General features: G+C 40.0%; 20 protein-coding genes. 15 read left to right on the forward strand and 5 right to left on the reverse strand.

Going from position 1 to position 20,343, the window contains the following annotated elements; translation table 11 throughout:
* The first annotated feature begins 14 nt into the window (after positions 1-14).
* The 4 genes from AUR67_RS04855 (at position 15) to AUR67_RS04870 (ending at position 7,212) form a co-directional block, all read left to right on the forward strand.
* A complete protein-coding gene (locus AUR67_RS04855) occupies positions 15-977 on the forward strand; it encodes a hypothetical protein (RefSeq protein WP_058584343.1) in 963 nt (320 codons plus the stop codon).
* 416 nt (positions 978-1,393) lie between these two features.
* Complete coding sequence (locus AUR67_RS04860) at positions 1,394-4,537, forward strand: DEAD/DEAH box helicase (RefSeq protein ID WP_058584344.1); 3,144 nt, start codon at positions 1,394-1,396, stop codon at positions 4,535-4,537.
* A 229-nt stretch (positions 4,538-4,766) separates the two neighbouring features.
* Positions 4,767-6,233 carry a DNA recombination protein RmuC gene (gene rmuC / locus AUR67_RS04865; protein WP_058584345.1) on the forward strand — a complete coding sequence of 489 codons (1,467 nt, stop codon included), beginning with the start codon at positions 4,767-4,769 and terminating at the stop codon, positions 6,231-6,233.
* 1 nt (position 6,234) lies between these two features.
* Positions 6,235-7,212, forward strand: coding sequence for a hypothetical protein (locus AUR67_RS04870; RefSeq protein ID WP_058584346.1), 978 nt, complete (start codon positions 6,235-6,237; stop codon positions 7,210-7,212).
* 29 nt (positions 7,213-7,241) lie between these two features.
* On the opposite strand, the gene AUR67_RS04875 is transcribed toward AUR67_RS04870, so the two are convergent.
* Positions 7,242-7,946: a hypothetical protein gene (locus AUR67_RS04875; protein ID WP_054563110.1), complete on the reverse strand. Its 705-nt coding sequence runs from the start codon at positions 7,944-7,946 to the stop codon at positions 7,242-7,244.
* A 126-nt stretch (positions 7,947-8,072) separates the two neighbouring features.
* Between AUR67_RS04875 and AUR67_RS04880 the strand changes: the two genes are divergently transcribed.
* Positions 8,073-8,648, forward strand: a complete 576-nt coding sequence (locus tag AUR67_RS04880; protein WP_058584347.1) for a DJ-1/PfpI family protein — start codon at positions 8,073-8,075, stop codon at positions 8,646-8,648.
* Here the strand turns inward: AUR67_RS04880 and AUR67_RS04885 are convergent.
* Positions 8,643-9,524 carry a LysR family transcriptional regulator gene (locus AUR67_RS04885; protein WP_058584348.1) on the reverse strand — a complete coding sequence of 294 codons (882 nt, stop codon included), beginning with the start codon at positions 9,522-9,524 and terminating at the stop codon, positions 8,643-8,645. The two genes, AUR67_RS04880 and AUR67_RS04885, sit on opposite strands and share 6 nt — an antisense overlap.
* 100 nt (positions 9,525-9,624) lie before the next feature.
* On the opposite strand from AUR67_RS04885, the gene AUR67_RS04890 reads away from it, so the two are divergent.
* The 4 genes from AUR67_RS04890 (at position 9,625) to AUR67_RS04905 (ending at position 14,093) form a co-directional block, all read left to right on the forward strand.
* On the forward strand, positions 9,625-10,113 hold the full coding sequence (locus AUR67_RS04890; protein ID WP_058584349.1) for a DUF2938 domain-containing protein: 489 nt from the start codon (positions 9,625-9,627) through the stop codon (positions 10,111-10,113).
* Positions 10,114-10,122: 9 nt separating this feature from the next.
* Positions 10,123-10,755: a thiopurine S-methyltransferase gene (tmpT, locus tag AUR67_RS04895; protein WP_058584350.1), complete on the forward strand. Its 633-nt coding sequence runs from the start codon at positions 10,123-10,125 to the stop codon at positions 10,753-10,755.
* A gap of 112 nt (positions 10,756-10,867) precedes the next feature.
* Positions 10,868-11,668, forward strand: coding sequence for a DODA-type extradiol aromatic ring-opening family dioxygenase (locus tag AUR67_RS04900; protein ID WP_058584351.1), 801 nt, complete (start codon positions 10,868-10,870; stop codon positions 11,666-11,668).
* A 94-nt stretch (positions 11,669-11,762) separates the two neighbouring features.
* A complete protein-coding gene (locus tag AUR67_RS04905) occupies positions 11,763-14,093 on the forward strand; it encodes a S9 family peptidase (protein ID WP_058584352.1) in 2,331 nt (776 codons plus the stop codon).
* A gap of 90 nt (positions 14,094-14,183) precedes the next feature.
* On the opposite strand, the gene AUR67_RS04910 is transcribed toward AUR67_RS04905, so the two are convergent.
* Positions 14,184-15,071 (reverse strand): LysR family transcriptional regulator, encoded by an 888-nt coding sequence (locus tag AUR67_RS04910; protein WP_058584353.1) that lies wholly within the window; start codon positions 15,069-15,071, stop codon positions 14,184-14,186.
* 138 nt (positions 15,072-15,209) lie between these two features.
* Between AUR67_RS04910 and AUR67_RS04915 the strand changes: the two genes are divergently transcribed.
* The 3 genes from AUR67_RS04915 to AUR67_RS21460 all read left to right on the forward strand — a co-directional run bounded on the left by AUR67_RS04915 (position 15,210) and on the right by AUR67_RS21460 (position 16,399).
* Positions 15,210-15,395 carry a DUF2798 domain-containing protein gene (locus AUR67_RS04915; RefSeq protein ID WP_235591786.1) on the forward strand — a complete coding sequence of 62 codons (186 nt, stop codon included), beginning with the start codon at positions 15,210-15,212 and terminating at the stop codon, positions 15,393-15,395.
* A gap of 96 nt (positions 15,396-15,491) precedes the next feature.
* Positions 15,492-15,989 carry an alpha/beta hydrolase-fold protein gene (locus tag AUR67_RS21455; RefSeq protein ID WP_268801419.1) on the forward strand — a complete coding sequence of 166 codons (498 nt, stop codon included), beginning with the start codon at positions 15,492-15,494 and terminating at the stop codon, positions 15,987-15,989.
* A gap of 14 nt (positions 15,990-16,003) precedes the next feature.
* Complete coding sequence (locus AUR67_RS21460; RefSeq protein ID WP_268801420.1) at positions 16,004-16,399, forward strand: alpha/beta hydrolase-fold protein; 396 nt, start codon at positions 16,004-16,006, stop codon at positions 16,397-16,399.
* Positions 16,400-16,438: 39 nt separating this feature from the next.
* Here AUR67_RS21460 and AUR67_RS04925 read toward each other — a convergent pair whose 3' ends face one another.
* Positions 16,439-17,449, reverse strand: coding sequence for an alpha/beta hydrolase family protein (locus AUR67_RS04925; RefSeq protein ID WP_058584355.1), 1,011 nt, complete (start codon positions 17,447-17,449; stop codon positions 16,439-16,441).
* A gap of 133 nt (positions 17,450-17,582) precedes the next feature.
* On the opposite strand from AUR67_RS04925, the gene AUR67_RS04930 reads away from it, so the two are divergent.
* Positions 17,583-18,089: a hypothetical protein gene (locus AUR67_RS04930; protein WP_058584356.1), complete on the forward strand. Its 507-nt coding sequence runs from the start codon at positions 17,583-17,585 to the stop codon at positions 18,087-18,089.
* 79 nt (positions 18,090-18,168) lie between these two features.
* On the opposite strand, the gene AUR67_RS04935 is transcribed toward AUR67_RS04930, so the two are convergent.
* Positions 18,169-18,627 carry a GyrI-like domain-containing protein gene (locus tag AUR67_RS04935; RefSeq protein WP_058584357.1) on the reverse strand — a complete coding sequence of 153 codons (459 nt, stop codon included), beginning with the start codon at positions 18,625-18,627 and terminating at the stop codon, positions 18,169-18,171.
* A 192-nt stretch (positions 18,628-18,819) separates the two neighbouring features.
* On the opposite strand from AUR67_RS04935, the gene AUR67_RS04940 reads away from it, so the two are divergent.
* Together AUR67_RS04940 and AUR67_RS04945 are read left to right on the forward strand one after the other, a co-directional pair.
* Positions 18,820-19,446 (forward strand): fused MFS/spermidine synthase, encoded by a 627-nt coding sequence (locus AUR67_RS04940; RefSeq protein WP_058584358.1) that lies wholly within the window; start codon positions 18,820-18,822, stop codon positions 19,444-19,446.
* Positions 19,431-20,321, forward strand: a complete 891-nt coding sequence (locus AUR67_RS04945) for a spermidine synthase (RefSeq protein ID WP_058584359.1) — start codon at positions 19,431-19,433, stop codon at positions 20,319-20,321. Before AUR67_RS04940 ends, AUR67_RS04945 begins: the two co-directional genes overlap by 16 nt.
* The last annotated feature ends 22 nt before the right edge of the window (positions 20,322-20,343 follow it).

Here is a 20,343-nt window from a genome sequence, read left to right on the forward strand (position 1 = left end):
GGTAATTAATAAAAATGGCTAAAAAACGTAAAAACGATACCAGCTTAGACCCTTTTTCAACGTCTATCGAAAGCAGCAGTTTAGATGCTTTGCTAGAGCAAGCTTCAGCTGGTGATGTTATCAGTATGCCTGCTCCAAGCGATCCTACACGTCAAATTACTTTGGTGTGTAAGGTTATTCCAAGCTCAGAAATTGAGGCTAAAACAAAGGTCTATGGTAAAAACCGCCGTGTACAATCATTACTAAATGAAAAGTCAGTTGCCGATATCCTACCTGCAATTGCCGAAGACGGCCGTAACCAGCACCCTGCCTTATGTTGGGATAAAGGTGACGAAATGCTTGTATTAGCAGGCTCTCGTCGTCGTAAAGCATGTATATTAAGTAACTCTGATTACTTAGTTTTAAGCTCTGAAGATTTCACAGATCAAGATGCTAAAATTCTTGCTGTATCATCTGATCAATACATTGCCCCAAGTCTATGGGAGCTTGGTCAAGCATATCAACAGACCCGTGATGAGCTTATTGCTGAGGGTAAAAAAGGCTCTTATCGTGAGATTGCGGCAATTGAAGGTGTATCACACACTGCTATTGCTGATGCCATCAAAGCGTATGAGAATCTACCTTCTGAGGTTTTAAGCCTTTACCCTACAGCGAATCATGTTGGCCGTGAAGTAGCTAAAAAGCTTATTAGTGCCAAAGAGCGTGATGAGCAGCTGTTTACCAAGCTTGTAAATGATGTAAGTAGTGATAGCGAAATAGCGCAAATCAGCAGCGATGATAAACGCGCTCTTGCAATTACCAAGCTATTAACTGCTGAACCAGCAGCGCCAAGCCGTCGTGAAGCCCTAATCGATAGTGAATTTGTTAGCGTACAGCGTAATATCAAAAGCGGTGATTTATCTGTGAAAATCGATAATAAAGTGATGACAGACAAACGCTTAGAGCAGCTAACCAAGCTATTAAATAGCTTTAATTAGTTAGTAAAAAAATGATCCCTCACGCTTTTACTGTTAGTAAAAGCGTGATCTCCCCCCTCCCTTTTGTTAGTAAAATAGTGATCTATGACCAGTGAAATTGGTACTTATTACACTCTCAGATCAGTTTTTTACCAACTAATAACCCCTTTACAGGTTTTTTACTCTCATAATTAGATTGCTTAGTAAAAAATTGATCTGTAAAGCCCCTGCCTTGTTATTAACCTGTTTATATCTTGTGCGATTGTTGTTTGTTAAATACTCAGTATGTCAGTTTTCAGCGTTGATTTTATTTTAAAGCAGATTTTTACCAAGTTATCAGCTCCAACCAGTCCAATATTGCTCAATAGTGCTTTAGCTCTGGGCCGATAGATCATATACTGGCAGAATTATTTTTTGTTTTTACTGCCAAAAGCGTTATGTCTGCTAACTTATCCAAAAATGACTTATTAGCTATCTTTGAAGAAATCAAACAAGAGCAAGAAACTCAGTTTCCTCTGTCTGAGCGCTTCATCAAACAGCTATTTAAGCCGCATGTGTTAAGTAAAGCAAAAGAGTATCACCAGAACGGCCAAATCAACTGGTTAGAGCATAACAGTGATTTTAGCGTTATTGATGCATCTATGTTTGGTAACGAAGGGAATACCTTTACTCAGCATATTGAGATCAGTAAATTACCAAGTGGCTTTTCGGTTGATTCGCATTGTACTTGTGGCTCTAAAACTAAATGCCGTCACATTGCAGCTGTGCTCCTAAAACTCAAAATTGAACATTCAGGTGACTACGGTGAAGACTACATCATTAACGATTGGTTTAGTGAGCTAAAAACACTTAAGCAAGTTACTAATGACAATGCCAAACAGGTTTTATTATTTGTTCTTGATGTAGAGAAATCTGTTGTAACCCTTACTCCTAAAATAGCTAATTATGACGTTGAGCATAACTATACTCTTGGTCGTAACCTTACCGAGCAGCAATTAAATAGTTTTGTAACCCCTACTGATTTATTAGAATCTGACTTTCGGTTATATAGTTGGATCCGTTCTCAAAATGCCCTTGGAAAACTTGAGCTTAAAGGTCAATGGGGCTTTGCAGCACTACAGCAATTAATTGCCACCCAGCGTTTGTTTTTAGGCCGTTCGCGCCAAGCAATTAAAGCTGACAGTATGCAAGCGTTAGAGTTTGATTGGAAACAAAACAAAGACTTAACGTCATTGAGCATGACGCTTGCTGGGCAAGATAATTGGTTATTGTTAAAAACAACACCCCCTACTTACCTTGACCCTGAGAAGCTAAAAGTAGGCCGAATTCGTACTCCGTTAACGGCTGATGAAATAGCGTTACTTGCCAATATGCCTGCTATTCACACAGAGAACTTTGATCGCGTTTATCAAAAGCTGAATGATAATTTTGGTGAAGGTGTGATCCCTCATGCATTTAAGGAAAGCAAAAAAAGCTTAGCTCGAACGGTATTCCCTGTCATCAGTATTAATAATGACGAGGGCACAATTCGCTTATCATTGCAGTTTAATTATCAAAACTCTTTGTATGATTTAAGCCAGGCGCCAGCTGATATATTAAACCAGTCATTAGAAAACACCGTTGTAAATGAATTAACAAACCTTGGCTTTGAATTATGTAAAGGGGCTTTACAAACTGAGTTTATCTTTAATAAACAATCAGTTATTCATGAGCACTGGTTAAAGTTTGAAATAATTCCAAACTTATTAAAACGCGGTTGGAAAATTAATGATGAGTTAGCAGTCGGCAAAGTCCTTAAACAACTTTCATTGCAAGTTGAGCGTGGTAAAGGTCATCAGATAGTTAGTAAAATCGTGATCTCTGGTGTTAAAACTCAGCAATTGTTTGTGACTGATAACAATACTTATCAATCACTTAATCGACAAAGTGAGCGCTTTTATTACTTTACAGTAGGAAAACGCTTTGCTGTGGTTGAAAAGGCCGCGATGATGCAGCTTAATGATTATCGTGAACGTTTTGAGCATATTAAAACCCGTGACGAAATTTTAATGCCTTTGTCGTTTTTGCCTAAGCTTATCGAGCAAAAAGCAATTAAGGTTAATATTGTTGACGATGCTCTAGATGCTTACCTATCTGAATTAAATAGCTCACAACAGCTTATTAAAAAGTCCGATATTCAAGGCTTAAACCAAGGTGTGCAATTGCGTGAGTATCAACAGCACGGTGTTGATTGGCTTAACTTTTTAAAACGTCACCAGCTTGGTGGTATTTTGGCTGATGACATGGGGCTAGGTAAAACCCTACAAGTTATTGCCTTTTTAGCTAATGCCAAGCAATCACCACAAGCAGGCCCCACGTTAATTGTTTGCCCAACCAGCTTGGTTGGTAACTGGCAAAGTGAAATTAATAAATTTGCGAGTAACTTAAAAATTACCACCGTTTTCGGTGCTGCGCGCAGCGACCAATTACAACAGTTGTCGCAAGCAGATTGTATTTTAACAACTTATCCTCTATTGAAGCGTGATATTGCCTTTTATTCGCCGCTGTATTTTGAAAACATCATTCTTGATGAAGCGCAATATATTAAAAACGACGCTGCGCAGGTTTCACGCTTGGTTAAGCGCCTTAATGCTGACTTTAAGCTCTGCTTAAGCGGCACGCCTATAGAAAATAACTTATTTGAGCTTAAATCTTTGCTCGACTTTGCAATGCCTTCTTTACTTGGTTCGCAAGCACATTTTAAGAGCTATTTTCAAACGCCTATTGAGCGTGATAACGACGTTGCTCGAGCTGATGAACTTAAGTCATTGATCATGCCATTTATCTTGCGTCGTACTAAAGCACAGGTAACGCAAGAGCTCCCAGAGAAGACTGAGCTAGTTAAAGAGTTTGAATTTGAGAGCAAACAAAAGGAAATTTACACCGGTATAACTGAATCTTTAGAACAGAAATTAGTCGACCTATTTGCACAGCAAGGTGTACAAAAAAGTAAGCTAGCCTTTTTAGATGCATTATTAAAGCTCAGACAAATCTGCTGTCATCCAAAATTGATCGACCCTAGTTCACAGGCTGGTAGCGCTAAACTTGAATGGTTATCTAAGCATTTGCCTATCATGCTTAGCGAAGGTCGTAAGGTGATTATATTCAGTCAATTCACCATGGCACTTGATGTCATAGCAGAGCGATTAAATGAACTAGGCATCAGTTTTAGTATGCTTACCGGGCAAACAAGACACCGCGACCGTGTTATCGAAGAGTTTACTCAAGGTGATACATCCGTATTCTTAATTAGCCTTAAAGCCGGTGGTACAGGGCTAAACCTAACTCAAGCCGATACTGTGATTCATTTTGATCCTTGGTGGAACCCTGCTGTTGAGAAACAAGCGACAGATCGTGCCTACCGTATTGGCCAAACTAACCCTGTGTTTGTTTATAAATTGATTATGGCTAACTCAATTGAACAAAAAGTATTTAAAATGCAGCAGCATAAGCAAGCTCTTGTTGATGCATTATTTACCGAAAAATCAATGAGTTTTACTCAATTTGATGAAGAGCAAATGCTTGCTCTGATAAAAAATTAAATTTTTTTAAAGTTTTTTTGAACTAATCAAATTTTGGGGCGTCTATTATTATGCTTGTTGTTAAATTGCAGTTTACATAAGCATTATGTTGATTTCCCATTTGGTTACTAAATTTTAGTAATGTTAGAGCCAGCTCACTTTGAGCTGGCTTTTTTTATGCCTAAACCCCCTACTCTGCTGAGCACTAATTCGTTATGATGATGTGTCTTTAAGTTATTGAGTTTTCGTTATGATTACAGAGCTGATTGCACAGATTAATTGGCAAAGTGTAGTGCTTGGTGCTGCTGTAGGTGCTGTTGCAAGTGGTGTTATTTTTGCCTTACAAAAAAGTCGCTTAAAAAATCAGTTAACCGAACTACAAAATAGTCAGCAAATCCAGCAAAATCATTTAGAACAAAAGCAGCTGCAACTTGAACAAAGCCAACTTACGCTTTCGCAGTTACAGCAAGATTACGCTGAGCAACGTGATGAGTCTCAACACTTTAAAACCCGCTTTGTAGAACAAGAAAAGCAAGCACAACAATACAACCAGTTTTGGCGTCAAGTTGAAGCTGAGCTTGCTGACACTAAAGCTGCACTTAATCAGCGCGATGTTGATTTAAGTACCTTACGAAGCACTATAGAGCAAAAAGAACTGCATTTTAAAGAGCAGCTTAGTCATATCAAAGAAAGCAAAGAGCAACTCAAAAAAGAGTTTGAAAACCTCGCTAATCAAATCCTTGAAGAAAAATCACAACGTTTTAAAACCTTAAACCAAGAGAGTATTGAGCAACTTTTAAAACCGGTTCAGGGTGAGCTAAAAGGCTTTCGCGATAAGATGGAATTGATCCACGTGGAAGATCTAAAGCAGCGTGCAGCACTAAAAACTGAGTTATTGCATTTACAGGCTAAAAGCCAAGCCATCACCGAACAAGCTGATAGGCTGAGCACCGCATTACAAGGGCAAAAGAAAACCCAAGGTAATTGGGGGGAGTTAATGCTTGAAAATGTACTAGACAGCGCAGGGCTGCGTGCTGGAGTAGATTATCAGCGAGAAGTATCGTTTAACACCGAAGATGGCCGTTTGCGCCCAGATGTTGTGGTGTATTTACCTCAGCAACGTCATTTAGTTATCGATGCTAAAACTTCTTTAAACGCGTATACGCGCTATGTAAATGCCGATACAGAGCTTGAGGCGCAGCAAGCGCTTAAAGAGCATGTCACGGCGGTGCAATCACGTATAAACGAGTTAGCAAGCAAAGCCTACGACAGACTACCCGGTATTAACTCCCCCGAAGTGGTGATCATGTTTGTACCAATAGAGTCTGCATTTGTTGAAGCGCTTAAGTACCAGAGTGATATTTATCAGCAAGCAATCGAAAAAAATATCTTAGTTGCAACTCCAACGACCTTACTGACTAGCTTGAACATCGTAAAACAATTGTGGCGTTTTGAAGAGCAAACTAAATACTCAAAAGAACTTGCCGCCCGTGCTGAGCGTTTTTACAACAAGCTCAATGGTTTCCTAACCAGTATGGAAGGGGTTGGCAAGCAATTAGACCGCGCCAAAGAAAGCTATGATAAAGCGTTTTCTCAGCTGTACCGCGGTAAAGGAAACTTGATTAAGCAGGCTTCTGAGTTCAAAGAGTTGGGGGTTTCTGTTCAAAAAGAGTTACCCGCGGAAACTGTTGAAAAAGCCCAATTAGAGTTAGATTAATATGCAGGTTTTAAAGCGTATCGGGTTTGTTGTTTTGGCATCTGTATGTTTTGCAACTACTGTCAAAGCTGCAAATTATGATTACGACAGCCAACTTAATAAAGCGTTACACGCTAATAAACTCGTTGCAATTGGTGATGTTCATGGCAGCAAGCATGTTGTTACTAGGCTTATTAAATACTTAGATGAGCCTAGTAACTGGCAGCAGCTTGATGATCTTGTCGTTGAGTTTGGTAATGCGCGGTATCAAGATTTAGCTGATCAATATTTGTTGAGCAAACAGAATATAAGCATTGATGACGTAAGGCACATTTGGCGCGACACCTTGTATTTTATGGCATGGCAATATGATGTTTATGAGCAATTAGTTTTAAAGTTAAAACAGCTTAATAGTACCCGTGAACATAAAGTTCGTCTTGTCCTTGCTGAGCCTGCAATGAACTGGCAAACCCTCTCTAAAGAGGATTGGCAAAAGCTAGAACGTAGCCGTGAAACTGGCTATTTAGAGGCAATAAATCAGCATGTTGTCGCTAAGCATCGCCGTGCAATCTTACTCTTTGGTGCATTTCACACGTTTAAAAAGCCGGTAGTTATAAGCAATCAAGCTTCGCCTTTTAGTTCTGTTATTGCATTACTTGAGCAGCAAAAACCGGGCTCCACATACACTGTTTGGCCTGCGATGAAAAACGATGGTATTGCATCATCATACCCTGCGGACAGCTTGATCCCTTTATCGGCTAATAGTTCGTTGAATAAGCCGTTAGCGTCAATGTCTAAGCGCTTTGCGACAAATAATAATGTAAGCCTTGCGGATGTTGCAGATGCCTATTATGTGCTAAAAAACACTGACAGAAATGCGCCATTAAGTGATGCGGCTTTAAATGATCTGGCGTGGCATAAAGAGTTAAAACGTCGTGCTGAAATAGTGTCACCAAGAAGTGCTAAACAAATCCACTCTTGGCTTAGCCAACATAACTAATAAAAAGCCAACGTCATGTTGGCTTTTTATTAGTTAATAAGTTCTGCTGAAACAATATCGTTGAGCATTAAAAAGTGGTTAAGTACAGACTCTTCAAGTTCGAATACCTGCGCTAGTTTTTCGCCACTTGCTGACATCCCTGTTTGCGCACCAGCAAACTCAATATGCAACCCTAAACGCTTCAGGGTTTGAGCGTCGTAACTATAAATAGCAGAATCACGTTTCTCTGTAATACCAGGCATCATACCTATGATAGTAACCGCCTGTTCAACATTAATGATATCGAAGAATTGTCGCTCTGCGGCTTGCCATTTTGCTATATAGCTAGCGACCTCAGGTGGTTGCTCCATGGGCACGTATAATGGCTGTAATGAGCCCCCATGCCAGCCAATAACGGCTTGCTCTTCAACGAGGACATGTGGGCTTGCGGTAAGTACATAGTTGGCACAAGACGATGCACAAAGCTCGTGTACCACAACATCGAGTTGATATTCATGAACTAAGCCACCTAAATGTAAACCCGCCATCACATCACCACCTTGGCTATTAATAACCAAGGTGTTGATTTGTTGATCGCTACTTACTAATAACTGTTCGAACTTTTCAACATTTTGCTTTGATGTTTCGCCCTGAAAATAAATAGTGCCCGGCGATACTTCACTAATTTCAGCAACGCTTTGCTGTGTTGTTTTACAACCAACCAGCAGCACGCTCAATAAGAATAAAAAACGCATTAACAATGCCTTGAAGTTTTGTTTGTATACAGTGCGCAATTTAATAATATGTCATTAACGAACTGCAAAAATGGCATAGTACGTTTTTTTACTTGAGAAATAAATCCACATAATAGGAACAATTGTATGAATATTGGAATTTACATCTATGATGATGCCGAAGTACTCGATTTCTCAGGTCCGTTTGAGGTGTTTAGTACAGCCAAGCGCCTATCGAATAATGATTGGCAAGTGAGTTTAATTGCCGAAAGTGATAGTCCTGTACTTGCCCGCGGCGGTTATAGTGTAAACCCCCATTACAGCTTTGCTGACTGCCCTTCCCTTGATCTCCTTGTTGTGGTTGGTGGCGACCATACACGAGAGCTAGAAAAAGCAGAGGTTATTACTTGGTTAAAACACACAGCCACTAACACCAAGCGTGTTGCCTCTGTTTGTACCGGAGCATTTTTGCTTGCTAAAACAGGGCTTTTGAACGGTAAAAATGTCACGACTCATTGGCAAGATCAACCAGAGTTGGCTGCTTTGTTTTCTGAGCTCAATGTGATTTCAGATACTCGTTGGATCACCGATGGTAAGTTTACCAGCTCAGGAGGAATTTCTGCTGGCATTGATATGAGCCTAGCGTTAGTCGCTGAGTTTATTAGTTACGAGCACGCCCTACTAACTGCTAAACAGATGGAATATCAATGGCAGACTTTATAATTTCTCAGCAATGTAGTCGGTTATAAACTGTTTTAAACAGACAGCCTTTTTACTCAGTAAACGTGCGCTTGGCCAGATAGCATAAATGTCGCGGTTTTCTCCTCGCCAGTGTGGCAGTACTTGAACTAACTGCTGAGATTTTAGTTCATCTATAACCTCAAACCGAGGCAACAAAGCAATACCTTGCTCATCACAAACTAAGTATTTTACAAATCCGGTATCGTTAAAAGTAGAAGCAAATCGGCACATGTGAGTATAAGTTGCATTCGTTTGCGTATTGGTTAGCTGCCACTTATTTCTCAACGTGGTACCAATTAACCTATGCTGTTTTAAATCAGTTGGCTCTTCTATGGCAGGTGCCGAATCAAGGTATGTTTTTGTGCTTACAAATAAGGTATCAACACTGCCTAACTTTTTTTGATGGAGCATAGAATCAGCCTGCGGCCCGACTCTTATTGCTATATCAGCTTGGCTTTTACTCAGATCTTCTAGTTGATTATTAAGCAGTAGCTCAAGTTGAATATCAGGGTACTGTTTAGTAAATGCGAGCCACATCGGCTTTAAGAAACCATGACTAATATTCAGAGGTGCTAAAACTTTAAGCTTTCCTGACAATTGTGCTTTTTGCTCATTGAGTTGGCGATGAGTTTGTTCAAATTGCTCAATTAATTCAACATAACTTTGAAAGTATACCTCTCCTGCTTGTGTTAACGTGCATTGCCTTGCTGAGCGATTCAAAAGCTGTTCGCCTAGGCGTTGCTCAAGTCGTTGCAAGCGTCTCGATACAGTTGCGGTAGGCAACGACAAGCTCTCAGCCGCATTACGTAGGCCACCTTGTTTAACAATTTGTATGAATAGAGCAATATCGTCAATCATGTTCTCATTTATGCAATCATAGTTTGTTTATCTTGCTATTTTTAGCATTTTTGCAATTAGATATCATGTCTTTTATTAAATCATTTAAGAGCATCTAATTATGAGTGTTAATGATATTTATGTGATAACTTTTGTAGGCATAGCGGCGACTTTGCTCATTGATCTTTATGCTTTTCTGCTGGCTAAAGTGTTTAAGATACCGTCATTAAACTTTTGTTTAGTTGGCCGTTGGGGCTTGGGTTTATTAGATGGAAAGTTTAAGCACCTGAATATAGCAACTAGTCCAGTTAAGCAGTTTGAGTGCGTGTTTGGCTGGTGTTTACACTACTTTATTGGTGTTTTACTTTCGTTTCTATTTATATTATTGGTCGGTATTGCTTGGCTTGAACAGCCCACCTTAATCGCTGCATGTATATTTGGATTAGCTAGCGTATCTATGCCATTTTTTGTTATGCAGCCCGCTTTAGGGATGGGGATAATGGCTACGAAAACAGCAAACCCACTCCAAGCCCGCTTAAAAAGTGCTGTAACTCACCTACTTTTTGGTGTCGGAATATATTTATCAGCTCAATTCATTCAATTTATTTAGGAGTATGTAATGGACGCAAAGCATTGGCATCAACGTTGGGAAAATAACGAAATTGGTTTTCATGAAGGAGACGTTAACCGTTATCTAGATCAGTATTTTACTAACTTGAATTTGCAGCAAGGCGATACTGTTTTTGTACCACTGTGCGGAAAAACTCACGACATTCATTATTTGCTAGCGCAAGGTATGCGTGTTGTTGGGGCAGAACTTAGTGAGATTGCCATTAAGCAGTTATTTGATGAGTTAAAGCTAGAACCCGAAGTTAGCCAACACGGTGAACTATTACGTTACCAAGGCGCAAATCTAACCGTTTGGGTGGGTGATATTTTTGCACTTACCGCGAATGAACTTGGCACTATCAACGCGGTTTATGACCGTGCCGCTTTAGTTGCGCTACCAAAGCCAGTGCGCATTCGCTATACCCAGCATTTACTTGAATTAACTAATAGAGCTAAACAGTTAGTGGTGGTATTTGAGTATCAGCAAAGTGAGTTTTCGGGTCCACCGTTTAGTGTGGTCGCCGATGAACTACATCAGCACTACGATGCTTTTTATCAACTAACATTACTGTGCAAAGAACCTCTCGAAGGTGGCTTAAAAGGGCAAGTCCCTGCTATGAACGTAGCTTTTCTTCTAAGTTAGTACTTACAAACTAGTGGTGTGTAAATTCACACCCTAGTTGTGCGTTTTTGTGGCTAGTTATTGTACCTCTGTGCGTGCACTATAGAGATAAGCGTATTTAAGGAGTACATTTATGCAAAAGCCACGCGTTTTCTTTGTTTCACATGGCGGCGGTCCTATGCCTTTACTTGGCGATCCAAGTCATGCCGATATGGTCACTTGTTTGCAGTCTATTGCAGCAAAAATTAAAAAGCCATCTGCTATTTTGATGGTGAGTGCACACTGGGAAGCGAACCCAATTAGTATCACTTCGAGCGCTGCTCCTGGGCTAATTTATGATTACTATGGTTTTCCTGAGCCTGCTTACAGTATTGAGTACCCAAGCCCAGGTGAACCTGCCCTTGCCGAAAAAGTACATCAGGCATTGGCAAAAGCTAATATCGATAGCGCATTAAACCCATCTCGTGGCTTTGATCACGGTATGTATGTGCCTTTGAAAATTATGTATCCAGAAGCAGATATACCTTGTGTGCAATTGTCGTTACATCCAAGCCTTGAGCCAAGCTTACACCTAGCGATAGGTGAGGCTTTACAACAACTTGATTACGATAATTTATTGATCATTGGGTCTGGCTTTACTTTTCATAATATGCGCGCATTTTTCACCCCTGAAACCACTGAAATTAAAGCTCAAAATATGGCTTTTGAGCAATGGTTAGTTGATGTATGTGGCAATACTGAGCTGAGTGAACAGCAGCGACAAGCTAAACTATTAGAATGGCAAATGGCCCCTGCGGCGCGTTTTAGTCACCCTCGTGAAGAGCACTTATTGCCGTTACATGTTTGCTATGGTGCGGCTATGCGCCCTTGTAGTGATATCTACGAACTACGTATTGCAAACAAGCAAGCCAGTATGTTCTTGTGGGACGATTAAGTTTAAGTTCAACCCCCCAGATAACACGATAAAGGCTCAGATTTTATTCATCTAATTTGGTACGCTAGGTAAGTTAAAACCTAGGAACAACAAAATGAACTTAATAAAAACATCAACCCTTGCGTTTGCTGTGGTTGCGGGTTTAGGTTTGCAGGCATGCTCAACTACAGAGCAAGCTAGCACCCCATCAGCAACAGTGAACGCAACGGCTAATCCGCTCTCGCTTCAACAAATTTATAAAGAAAAAGACTTTAAAGCTGAGCGTAGCACCTATTTTACGTGGCTCGATGATGGTACTGGCTACACAGTACTTGAAGAGCGCGAAAGCGATAAAAACAACCAAGACGACAAAGCTAAAGACGATGAGCACGGCGTAAAAGGCAATGATATTGTGTTTTATAACGCCGATGGAACGGGTCGTAAGGTACTTGTTAGCTACGAAAAATTAATTCCCAAGGGTGATAAAGAGCCACTCACCGTTGAAAGCTATCAATGGTCTAAAGATGGTAAATGGCTGATGGTTTTTACCAATGGCGAGCAAGTGTGGCGCTCACGTAGCCGTGGTGATTTTTGGCTTTTAAACCTCGAAACTGATTCGCTATATCAGTTAGGTGGCGAAAACATCGAAGCGAAAAAGCTAATGTTTGCTAAGTTCTCACCAGATAGCTCAAAAGTAGCTTACGTGCGTGATAACAACATCTACATGGAAAAAGTCGGCAGCAAGGCTGTGACTGCTTTAACCAATGATGGTAACGACACCATTGTTAATGGTAATTTTGACTGGGTATACGAAGAAGAATTTACCATTCGTGATGGTTTCCGCTGGAGTCCAGACAACAAATCAATTGCCTATTGGCAGCTTGATACCAGTGGCGTGAAATACTTCACCATGATCAATAACACAGATGATCTCTACCCTACCCTTAAAGAATTCCCGTATCCAAAAGCCGGCGAAATGAACTCTGCGGTTAAAGTGGGTGTGGTAAGCCTTAGCGACAAGAAAACCCGCTGGGCTGAACTAGGTGGCGATAATCGCGATCGTTATATTCCACGTATTAGCTGGGCAGGCACTGGTGAATCATTAATGATCCAAGATCTTAACCGCCCGCAAAGCCACAACAAGGTTTGGTTATTCGACTGGCAAAAACAACAGCTGACTAAAATTCTTGAAGATAAAGACGATGCCTTTATTGAATGGTTTTATAAAGCAAACTGGTCAAAAGACGGTAAGTTCTTTATTTGGCACAGTGAGCGTGATGGCTGGCGCCATTTGTACCGCGTATCTCGCGATGGTAAAACGATAGTCGATTTAACACCGGGCGAGTACGACATTATTGATATGTTAGCGCTCAACGAAGATAAAAACGTTATGTACTTTACTGCATCACCGGATGATCCTGGCCAGCGATATCTATTCCGTACCTCGCTTGATGGCAGCTCTAAACCGGTACGCGTAACGCCAGCGTCATTTGATGGTTCAAACAGCTATTACATGTCTAAAGATACCTCTTGGGCAATGCATACCTTCTCTAAATTTGGCACCCCTCCAATGAAAGAGATCATCAAAGTAAGCGATCACAGTAATGTAAAAACCTTAGTTGAGAACAAAGCATTAAAAGAGAAATTAGCGACTGAGCAATTACCGACTCACGAGTTCTTTACGGTTAATGCGCGCGATGGTGTTGAGCTTGATGGCTACATCATGTTCCCAGCGAATATGGATAAAAGTAAAAAATACCCAATCGTTTTCTATGTTTACGGTGAACCGTGGGGCTCAACAGTACAAGATCGCTGGGAAGGTAACAGTTATTTATACAAGTCGTATCTAACTCAGCAAGGCTTTATTGTTGCTTCAGTTGATAACCGCGGCACGCGCGCACCAAAAGGCAGAGATTGGCGTAAATCTATCTATAAAAAAATAGGCTCTATTACCGTACGAGACCAAGTTGACGCCCTTGATGCAATGGCAAAACGTTGGGATGTCATTGATACCGACCGTGTTGGTGTTTGGGGTCACTCAGGTGGCGGTAGTTCAACGCTTAATTTGTTATTCCGCCATGGTGATAAATATAAAGTGGGTATTGCCTCTGCCCCAGTGCCAGATATTCGCTTGTACGATACTATCTACCAAGAGCGCTATGCGGGTAACCCAAATACCGATCCTGAAAGTTACGACAACACGTCTCCAATCACCTTTGCAAAAGACCTGCAAGGAAAGTTGCTACTGATCCACGGTACCGGAGATGATAATGTACACTACCAAGGTTCAGAGCGTTTAATTAACGAATTAGTTAAGCACAATAAACAGTTCGAGTTTTTCTCTTACCCGAACCGTTCTCACAGCCTACGAGAAGGTAAAGGTACTACCCTGCACTATCACACTATGATGGCTAACTTCTTCGAAAAGCATTTACTTAACAAGTAAATATGCTTTATTAAAAACCGCAGCTTAGACGTTAAGCTGCGGTTTTTTTATGCAAACTGTAAACCCCCGTTACAAGCTATTTGTAATTAACTATGGGGTCATATCGAACCAAGGTTGCTCTGCTAAAAAAGCAATTAGCTCTTCTTTAAATTTAAGTGCTCGTTTCGACAAAGTACGCTTTTGGGGCCAAAGAAGTGATATTTCACGTTGCGTTCCCTCCCAAGGAGGTAAAACCTGAATAAGTTCACCTTTTTTTATATCTTCATGAACTATGCTCATGGGCAAAAGGGCTATCCCTGCGCCGGCTTTCACTAAGTTCAAAGTGACATTCATATCATTGCTAATATGTTCATGTTCTTTAGATAAAACAAACTTTTCTGGTCCTTTTTCTAATTCCCAATTTTTGAATAACTGCGCGGCAATACTAGGATGAGAGTCGAGTTGATTGATGGTTTCAGGCAGAAAGTTTTGATAGTTAGGAGATACCACAAGTACTGAATGTATTTTTCCTAATTTCTTTTGTATCAATGAAGAGTTTTGTTGGGGGCCAGAGCGAATAGCAATATCAACTTGATTAGCAATAACATCTTTGTCGGGATCTCCAAGGCAAATATTAAGTGAAATATGGGGGTTATTTAAAGCAAATGATCGCCAAAATTTATTGAGAGGCCCGCTACCTATATTGGTGGGAGCCATTATCTTGAGTTCACCTTCTAAGCTGTTCAAAGTATTTTCTAAATTGGAAAGCCGTGAGTTTAACTCATGTACAAAGTCAGCTGTTTCATCGTAGTACGCCTGACCAGCTTGAGTTAAGCTTAGCCCTTTATTTGAGCGGTGAAATAGTTCACACCCTAATTTGACTTCTAGTTCATTTATGCGCCTAGACACGGTTGCTATGGTCATACCTAAATACTCAGCCCCAGATGTCAAACTATGCTGTTCAGCAACTGCAATAAAGATCTTTAGATTATCTAACATTCTTGTTTTTCATATTTGCAAATAAGATTGTTAATAATCATGATATACCACAAATGTGCAAATCAGTAGTCTAAAACATCTCTTAAATTCAACTCAGGATAAATTTAGATGAAGCACCGATTTATTTTCGCCATAATTATGTCTTTCGTACTCACATTTTTCATGTCTGCATGGGTCACATTTATTAATATGGGCTTAGTTGAAAACTACACTTCGTATTGGATGTCTGCTTGGTTTTTAGCGTGGCCTGCTGCTGGGGTTATTTCTTTCATTTCAGCGCCTAGAATTCACTGTTTAGCCCATGAAATATGCGAGAAGCTTTAAGGAGGTTTAACTTTATAACACTCTGTTACAAATCCCTGGTTAACTTGGTCATAAAGCTAAGGTAGCGTTATTGCACTTGTTGACTAGGGATATGATATGGCTTTTTTGAGTGTGCGATTTCGTTACATAGTGTTATTGATGTTCTTTTTAATCTTGTCTGCAGTGATTTATGTTGGACTTAAGTATCAACAGCACTATAGTTCACGCTTTATTGATATAGATATCAAGTCGAATGCGCTTTCAGAAATGCGCCGAGTTTTCATTCGCTTGCCCAAAAACTACAACCCTAACAAAGCTTATCCGCTCATAATTAAAACTGACGGCAATTTTAACCTTGATACTTGGGATGACGCTTTAAGTTTTCTTGAAAGCACCGATGACAAGCATGAGGTTATTCTAGTGTCCATCCCGAACCTGTTTTGGCATGACACACGGAATCGTGATTTAGTGCCACCTTACGCCCGTAAGGATGTGGCGATAGAAGCGCGCCCAATCAATCAAAATCAACGAGAAATATTTGGTAAAGCTGATGTGTTTTTAAAGTTTATTGAAACAGAGCTAATACCCTATTTAGAGGGGGAGTACCCTATTTAGAGGGGGAGTACCGTATTAGCGGGCAGCGCACACTAACAGGTTTTTCGGCGGGAGGTAGCTTTGTGTTATATACCATGGTAACTAAACCAGAGTTATTTAATGCATACTTTGCTTTTAGCCCTGCGGCTTGGTATGACGATAATGTTGTCGTAAAACAGTTCCGTAAAAGCTTACCTAATACAGCAGGCAACACTCACTATTTTTATGTCACATTAGGTGGTGATGAGAATCCAATCATAACCGGTGCATTTAATGGCTTAGTGAATGCTCTTCAAAATCTTGCACCAAACGACCTTACTTGGCTGCACCACATCAACAAAGGAGCTGACCATGAACAAAACGCAAAACAATCCGTTCGCAGTGCGCTAGATGGAGCATTTAATCATTTTGATATGACCAGTAATGACTGAAAAGGGCCTTATTTGGCCCTTTTTACTTTCAAAACAAAGTTACAAATAGGTGTTAAACCAATTAACAAGCTCTGCTTCTAGTTGCTTTTTATTGCTCATTAAAAAGTGGTTATCACCTTCATACACTACAAGTTTATGGGGGATATGATGCTTATCTAGCGCTTTGGCAAATTGAATTGAGTTATCGACCGATACTCGTTTATCGTCACTGCCATGAATAAGTAATATGGGCACTTTAGGCGAGAGCTTATCTACCCAGTTCATCACAGAGCGTGCTTCAAGCTCTGCTTGTTTGTTCTCTTTATAATTGGGGATACGACGCACATACACGTGTTTTTCCATGTTAGGTCTAAACGTAAGCTCTTTGACTAAATCAGTCGCCCCTGCAATGGTTGCAATGGCTTTAATCTTGTTTGTGTGTTGCATCGCAAGGTGAGTTTGCATACCGCCTCGGCTCGCTCCTAACATGCCAATTCGACTTTCATCTGCACCTGCTATGTGAGGAATAAAATCGATAAGCGCAAGTACGTCGTTAACATCTTTGCCACCAAACTCATCTAAGTCATCACTTTTTGTTGATGTTCCGCGGTACTGACTGCCGATAACCACAAAGCCTTGCTCTGCTAACGGAAATAAATTTCGCATCATTGCTGCAAAATAAACACTGCCAAAATTACCGTTACCGCCGCGGTTATAAATTAATACTGGAAGCTTATTCTTGATGACTTTAGGTTTGATGATATAACCAAGCACCTCAACATTATCGATCTGATATTTAAAATTATGGCAGGTTAAATTAGCTTTAAAGTTATCGAACATATCTTGTGGAAAGGTTTCTTCAAAGGCTTTAATACGCTTTAAATATGCTTCTTCGTTTTTAGCTTTGCGTTTATTCTTTTGCGCAATAAATTGGTGCCACGAATCATAGTCAGCAAAGATGCCTGTGAAGCAGTCTGTTTCTTTTGTGACGTGTTCATCATCGATAATTTTCGCTGCGCTGGTAGAAAAAACAGCGAGAGATAAGCAGGTAAATAAGAGTAATTTATACACAACAACATCCTTATTGGTGACTAAAAGTTACTAAACCACAGTAACTTAAATGATGGTTATTTGTATATAACTACTTTTTTACATATCAAAACTTTTATATTATGAAAGTTAACTTATTGAATTGGAAGTCATAATGAGCAATAAACCGCCGCATATATTAGAGTTGCTACCTAAGCGTTACACCTTGTGGGGGTTATTATGCTTATCCTTGGTATTCGCTATATTTGTAATTATATGGTCTCGAGCTCCTGAATACCGGCCTTTGATACAAGATATGCGCTTAGTCAATGCCGTCAAGATAGTTGATGTACTGGACGTTGAAGAGATCCCTTACAAGGCTGATATTAAAAATCATATTTTGTACGTCGATGTTCTTCACTCAGACCAAGCAAAGCTAGCACTTGCTAAAGTAGGTTTCGTCTTTGATTATCCAAATAAAGATGCATTTAGTTCAATACCACAAGCATGTGCCTTACTTGAATCACAAGAAGTAAAGAAAAATAGTCCTATTTATCAAACTGAATGGTTTTTCCGATTAGTTCGCATGACAATGGCCGCGATAGTACTTATTACTTTAATCTTGGTAGTTGTACGACCCATTTTAAAGAATCTTATTCTTGAAGATAACAACAAGGATTAATATACCTTTTAGCAAATAAAAAGCCGCAATAAGCGGCTTTATCTGTAATGGGGCTTTACACTAAAAATAGGGTTTGGCGTTATTCAATTGAAATGAATACTTCAACTTCTTCACTGCTTTTATAAAACTCATAGTCAGTTTTATATGCACGAATATGCGGGCACTGTTCATTACTAAAGTACTGCCAAACTTGGCCCCAAACATCGATAACGGTTTGTGGCATTGCACCTTTGCCGCTAAAGCGAAGGTAGTTACCTGTAGCGAGTTTAGTTTGTTCTACCTCTGATGACGTGACTTGCATGTCAGTACACGCAAATACATCAAACTCCCCTGTGACATCAGATTCATAATGAGTATACACGCCATAAACTTGGCTAGATGGCGTTAAATTTGGCGCTATGTCTGTGTAAAATTGCTGCCATAAGCCAGCGATTTTAGCTCCTTCACCACTCATTTCTTTCATATTGCTGGTGCGAACTTTGAGGCCAAATAAAGTCGTTGGGTTGTCTATATTTATTTTCGTTACTTGCTGATCCATTGCATTTTTCCTTGCTTATTTTGTTCCCAGTAAAATACCAGAGCATGTGTACTTTAACCTAGCCTTTTTAATTATTTATTTTAAAAAGACTATATTTTGTCAACGACCTTTACAGCTTAAAAAACAGTCATGGCATCCTTATCTGCATCAGGTTAAGATGGATAAAATAACAACAAAATCAGCGGGTGTTTAATGAATAAAATCAATGCGCTTATCTACTTTTTAGCCTTTAGTAGCGGCTTTTGTATTATGGGAATTGAGCTTTTAGGCGGGCGAATTTTAGCGCCGTACTTTGGTAGCAGTGTGCATATATGGGGCAGTATTATCACTGTATTTATGTTGAGCTTATCTTTCGGCTATTTACTTGGCGGTAAGCTCTCAACCCGCAATCCTTCGTTAACTAAATATGGTCTCATTTTCTTTGTAGCGAGTATTATGGTGGTGCCAATAGTATTGTTTGCAGAGCCAATTATGACCTTCATTTTCACCCATATTGAAGACAGTCGTTACGGCTCGTTGCTGGCATCAACGGCGTTGTTTTTTATCCCTACAACAATACTCGGCATGATCTCACCTTACTCAGTGCGATTATTGGTTACCGATCATGAAAAAAGTGGTCAGGTTGCCGGTGGTTTGTATTTTGTGAGCACCCTAGGAAGCGCCCTTGGCACGATTATTACCTCTTTTTATATGGTGCTAGCTTTCGATGTTAACGACATCATTAAGACCTTTGCTGCGGTATTAGGCGCGCTTGGTTTGCTTGCAATTGCGGTTAGTCAATTAAAAACGAAGGAGCGTGCTGTATGTTTAGAGTCTTAATGGTTTGTTTGCTCATGACATTGCCTTTTAGCTGCTTAGCCGAAGTAATACATAAAGAGCGATCGCTTTATCGCAATATTTTAGTGGAGAAGACTGGCGATTTACTGTGTTTAAAATTTAACGAAAAAACCCGTAAAAGTACGCAAAGTTGTATGTATAAGAGTGAGCCTAAAAAGCTGGTGTTTAATTACACCAAAATGACGTTTGCAAGCTTACTATTTATTGATAACCCTAAAAATGTACTGATCATAGGTTTAGGGGGAGGTTCACTTTCAAATACCATTCATGAGCTTTACCCTAGCGCTCATATCGAAAATGTCGAAATTGACCCAGCGGTAATAAAAGTTGCCCGTGATTATTTTAGCTTTGTAGAAACTGATAACGTAACGTCTAAGGTGCAAGATGGCCGTATTTTTATTAAACGTGCTGCACTTAAAAAACAAAAGTACGATTGGATTATTCTTGATGCCTTCAATGGCGATTATATCCCTGAGCACCTTCTCACTAAGGAATTTTTTGCGGAAGTAAAAAGTGTTTTAGCTGATGGTGGAATTGTCGCTGCAAATACTTTTTCATCGAGTAAATTGTACCAGCATGAGTCGGCAACTTACTTCGATGTGTTTGGTGACTTTGTTAATGTTGTGACCGATGAAAACTCTAATCGCATTATTTTAGCTGGCTTCGAGACTATGCCTAGCCAGCAACAGTTAGCCGAACGCGTCAACAAACTCGCAAATAAGTTAACCCCTTACGATGTTGATTTGCAGTTACTCAGCGAGCATTTGTTTTATACTAAGGGAAATCAAGATTGGCCAGCGGATACCAAGGTGCTCACTGACCAATATTCACCAGCGAATTTATTAAATTATCAATGATCAAATACGCCTTAATTGCATT

Source organism: Pseudoalteromonas sp. XI10 (genome assembly GCF_001469895.1).
In the GTDB taxonomy this organism is placed as follows: Bacteria; Pseudomonadota; Gammaproteobacteria; order Enterobacterales; family Alteromonadaceae; genus Pseudoalteromonas.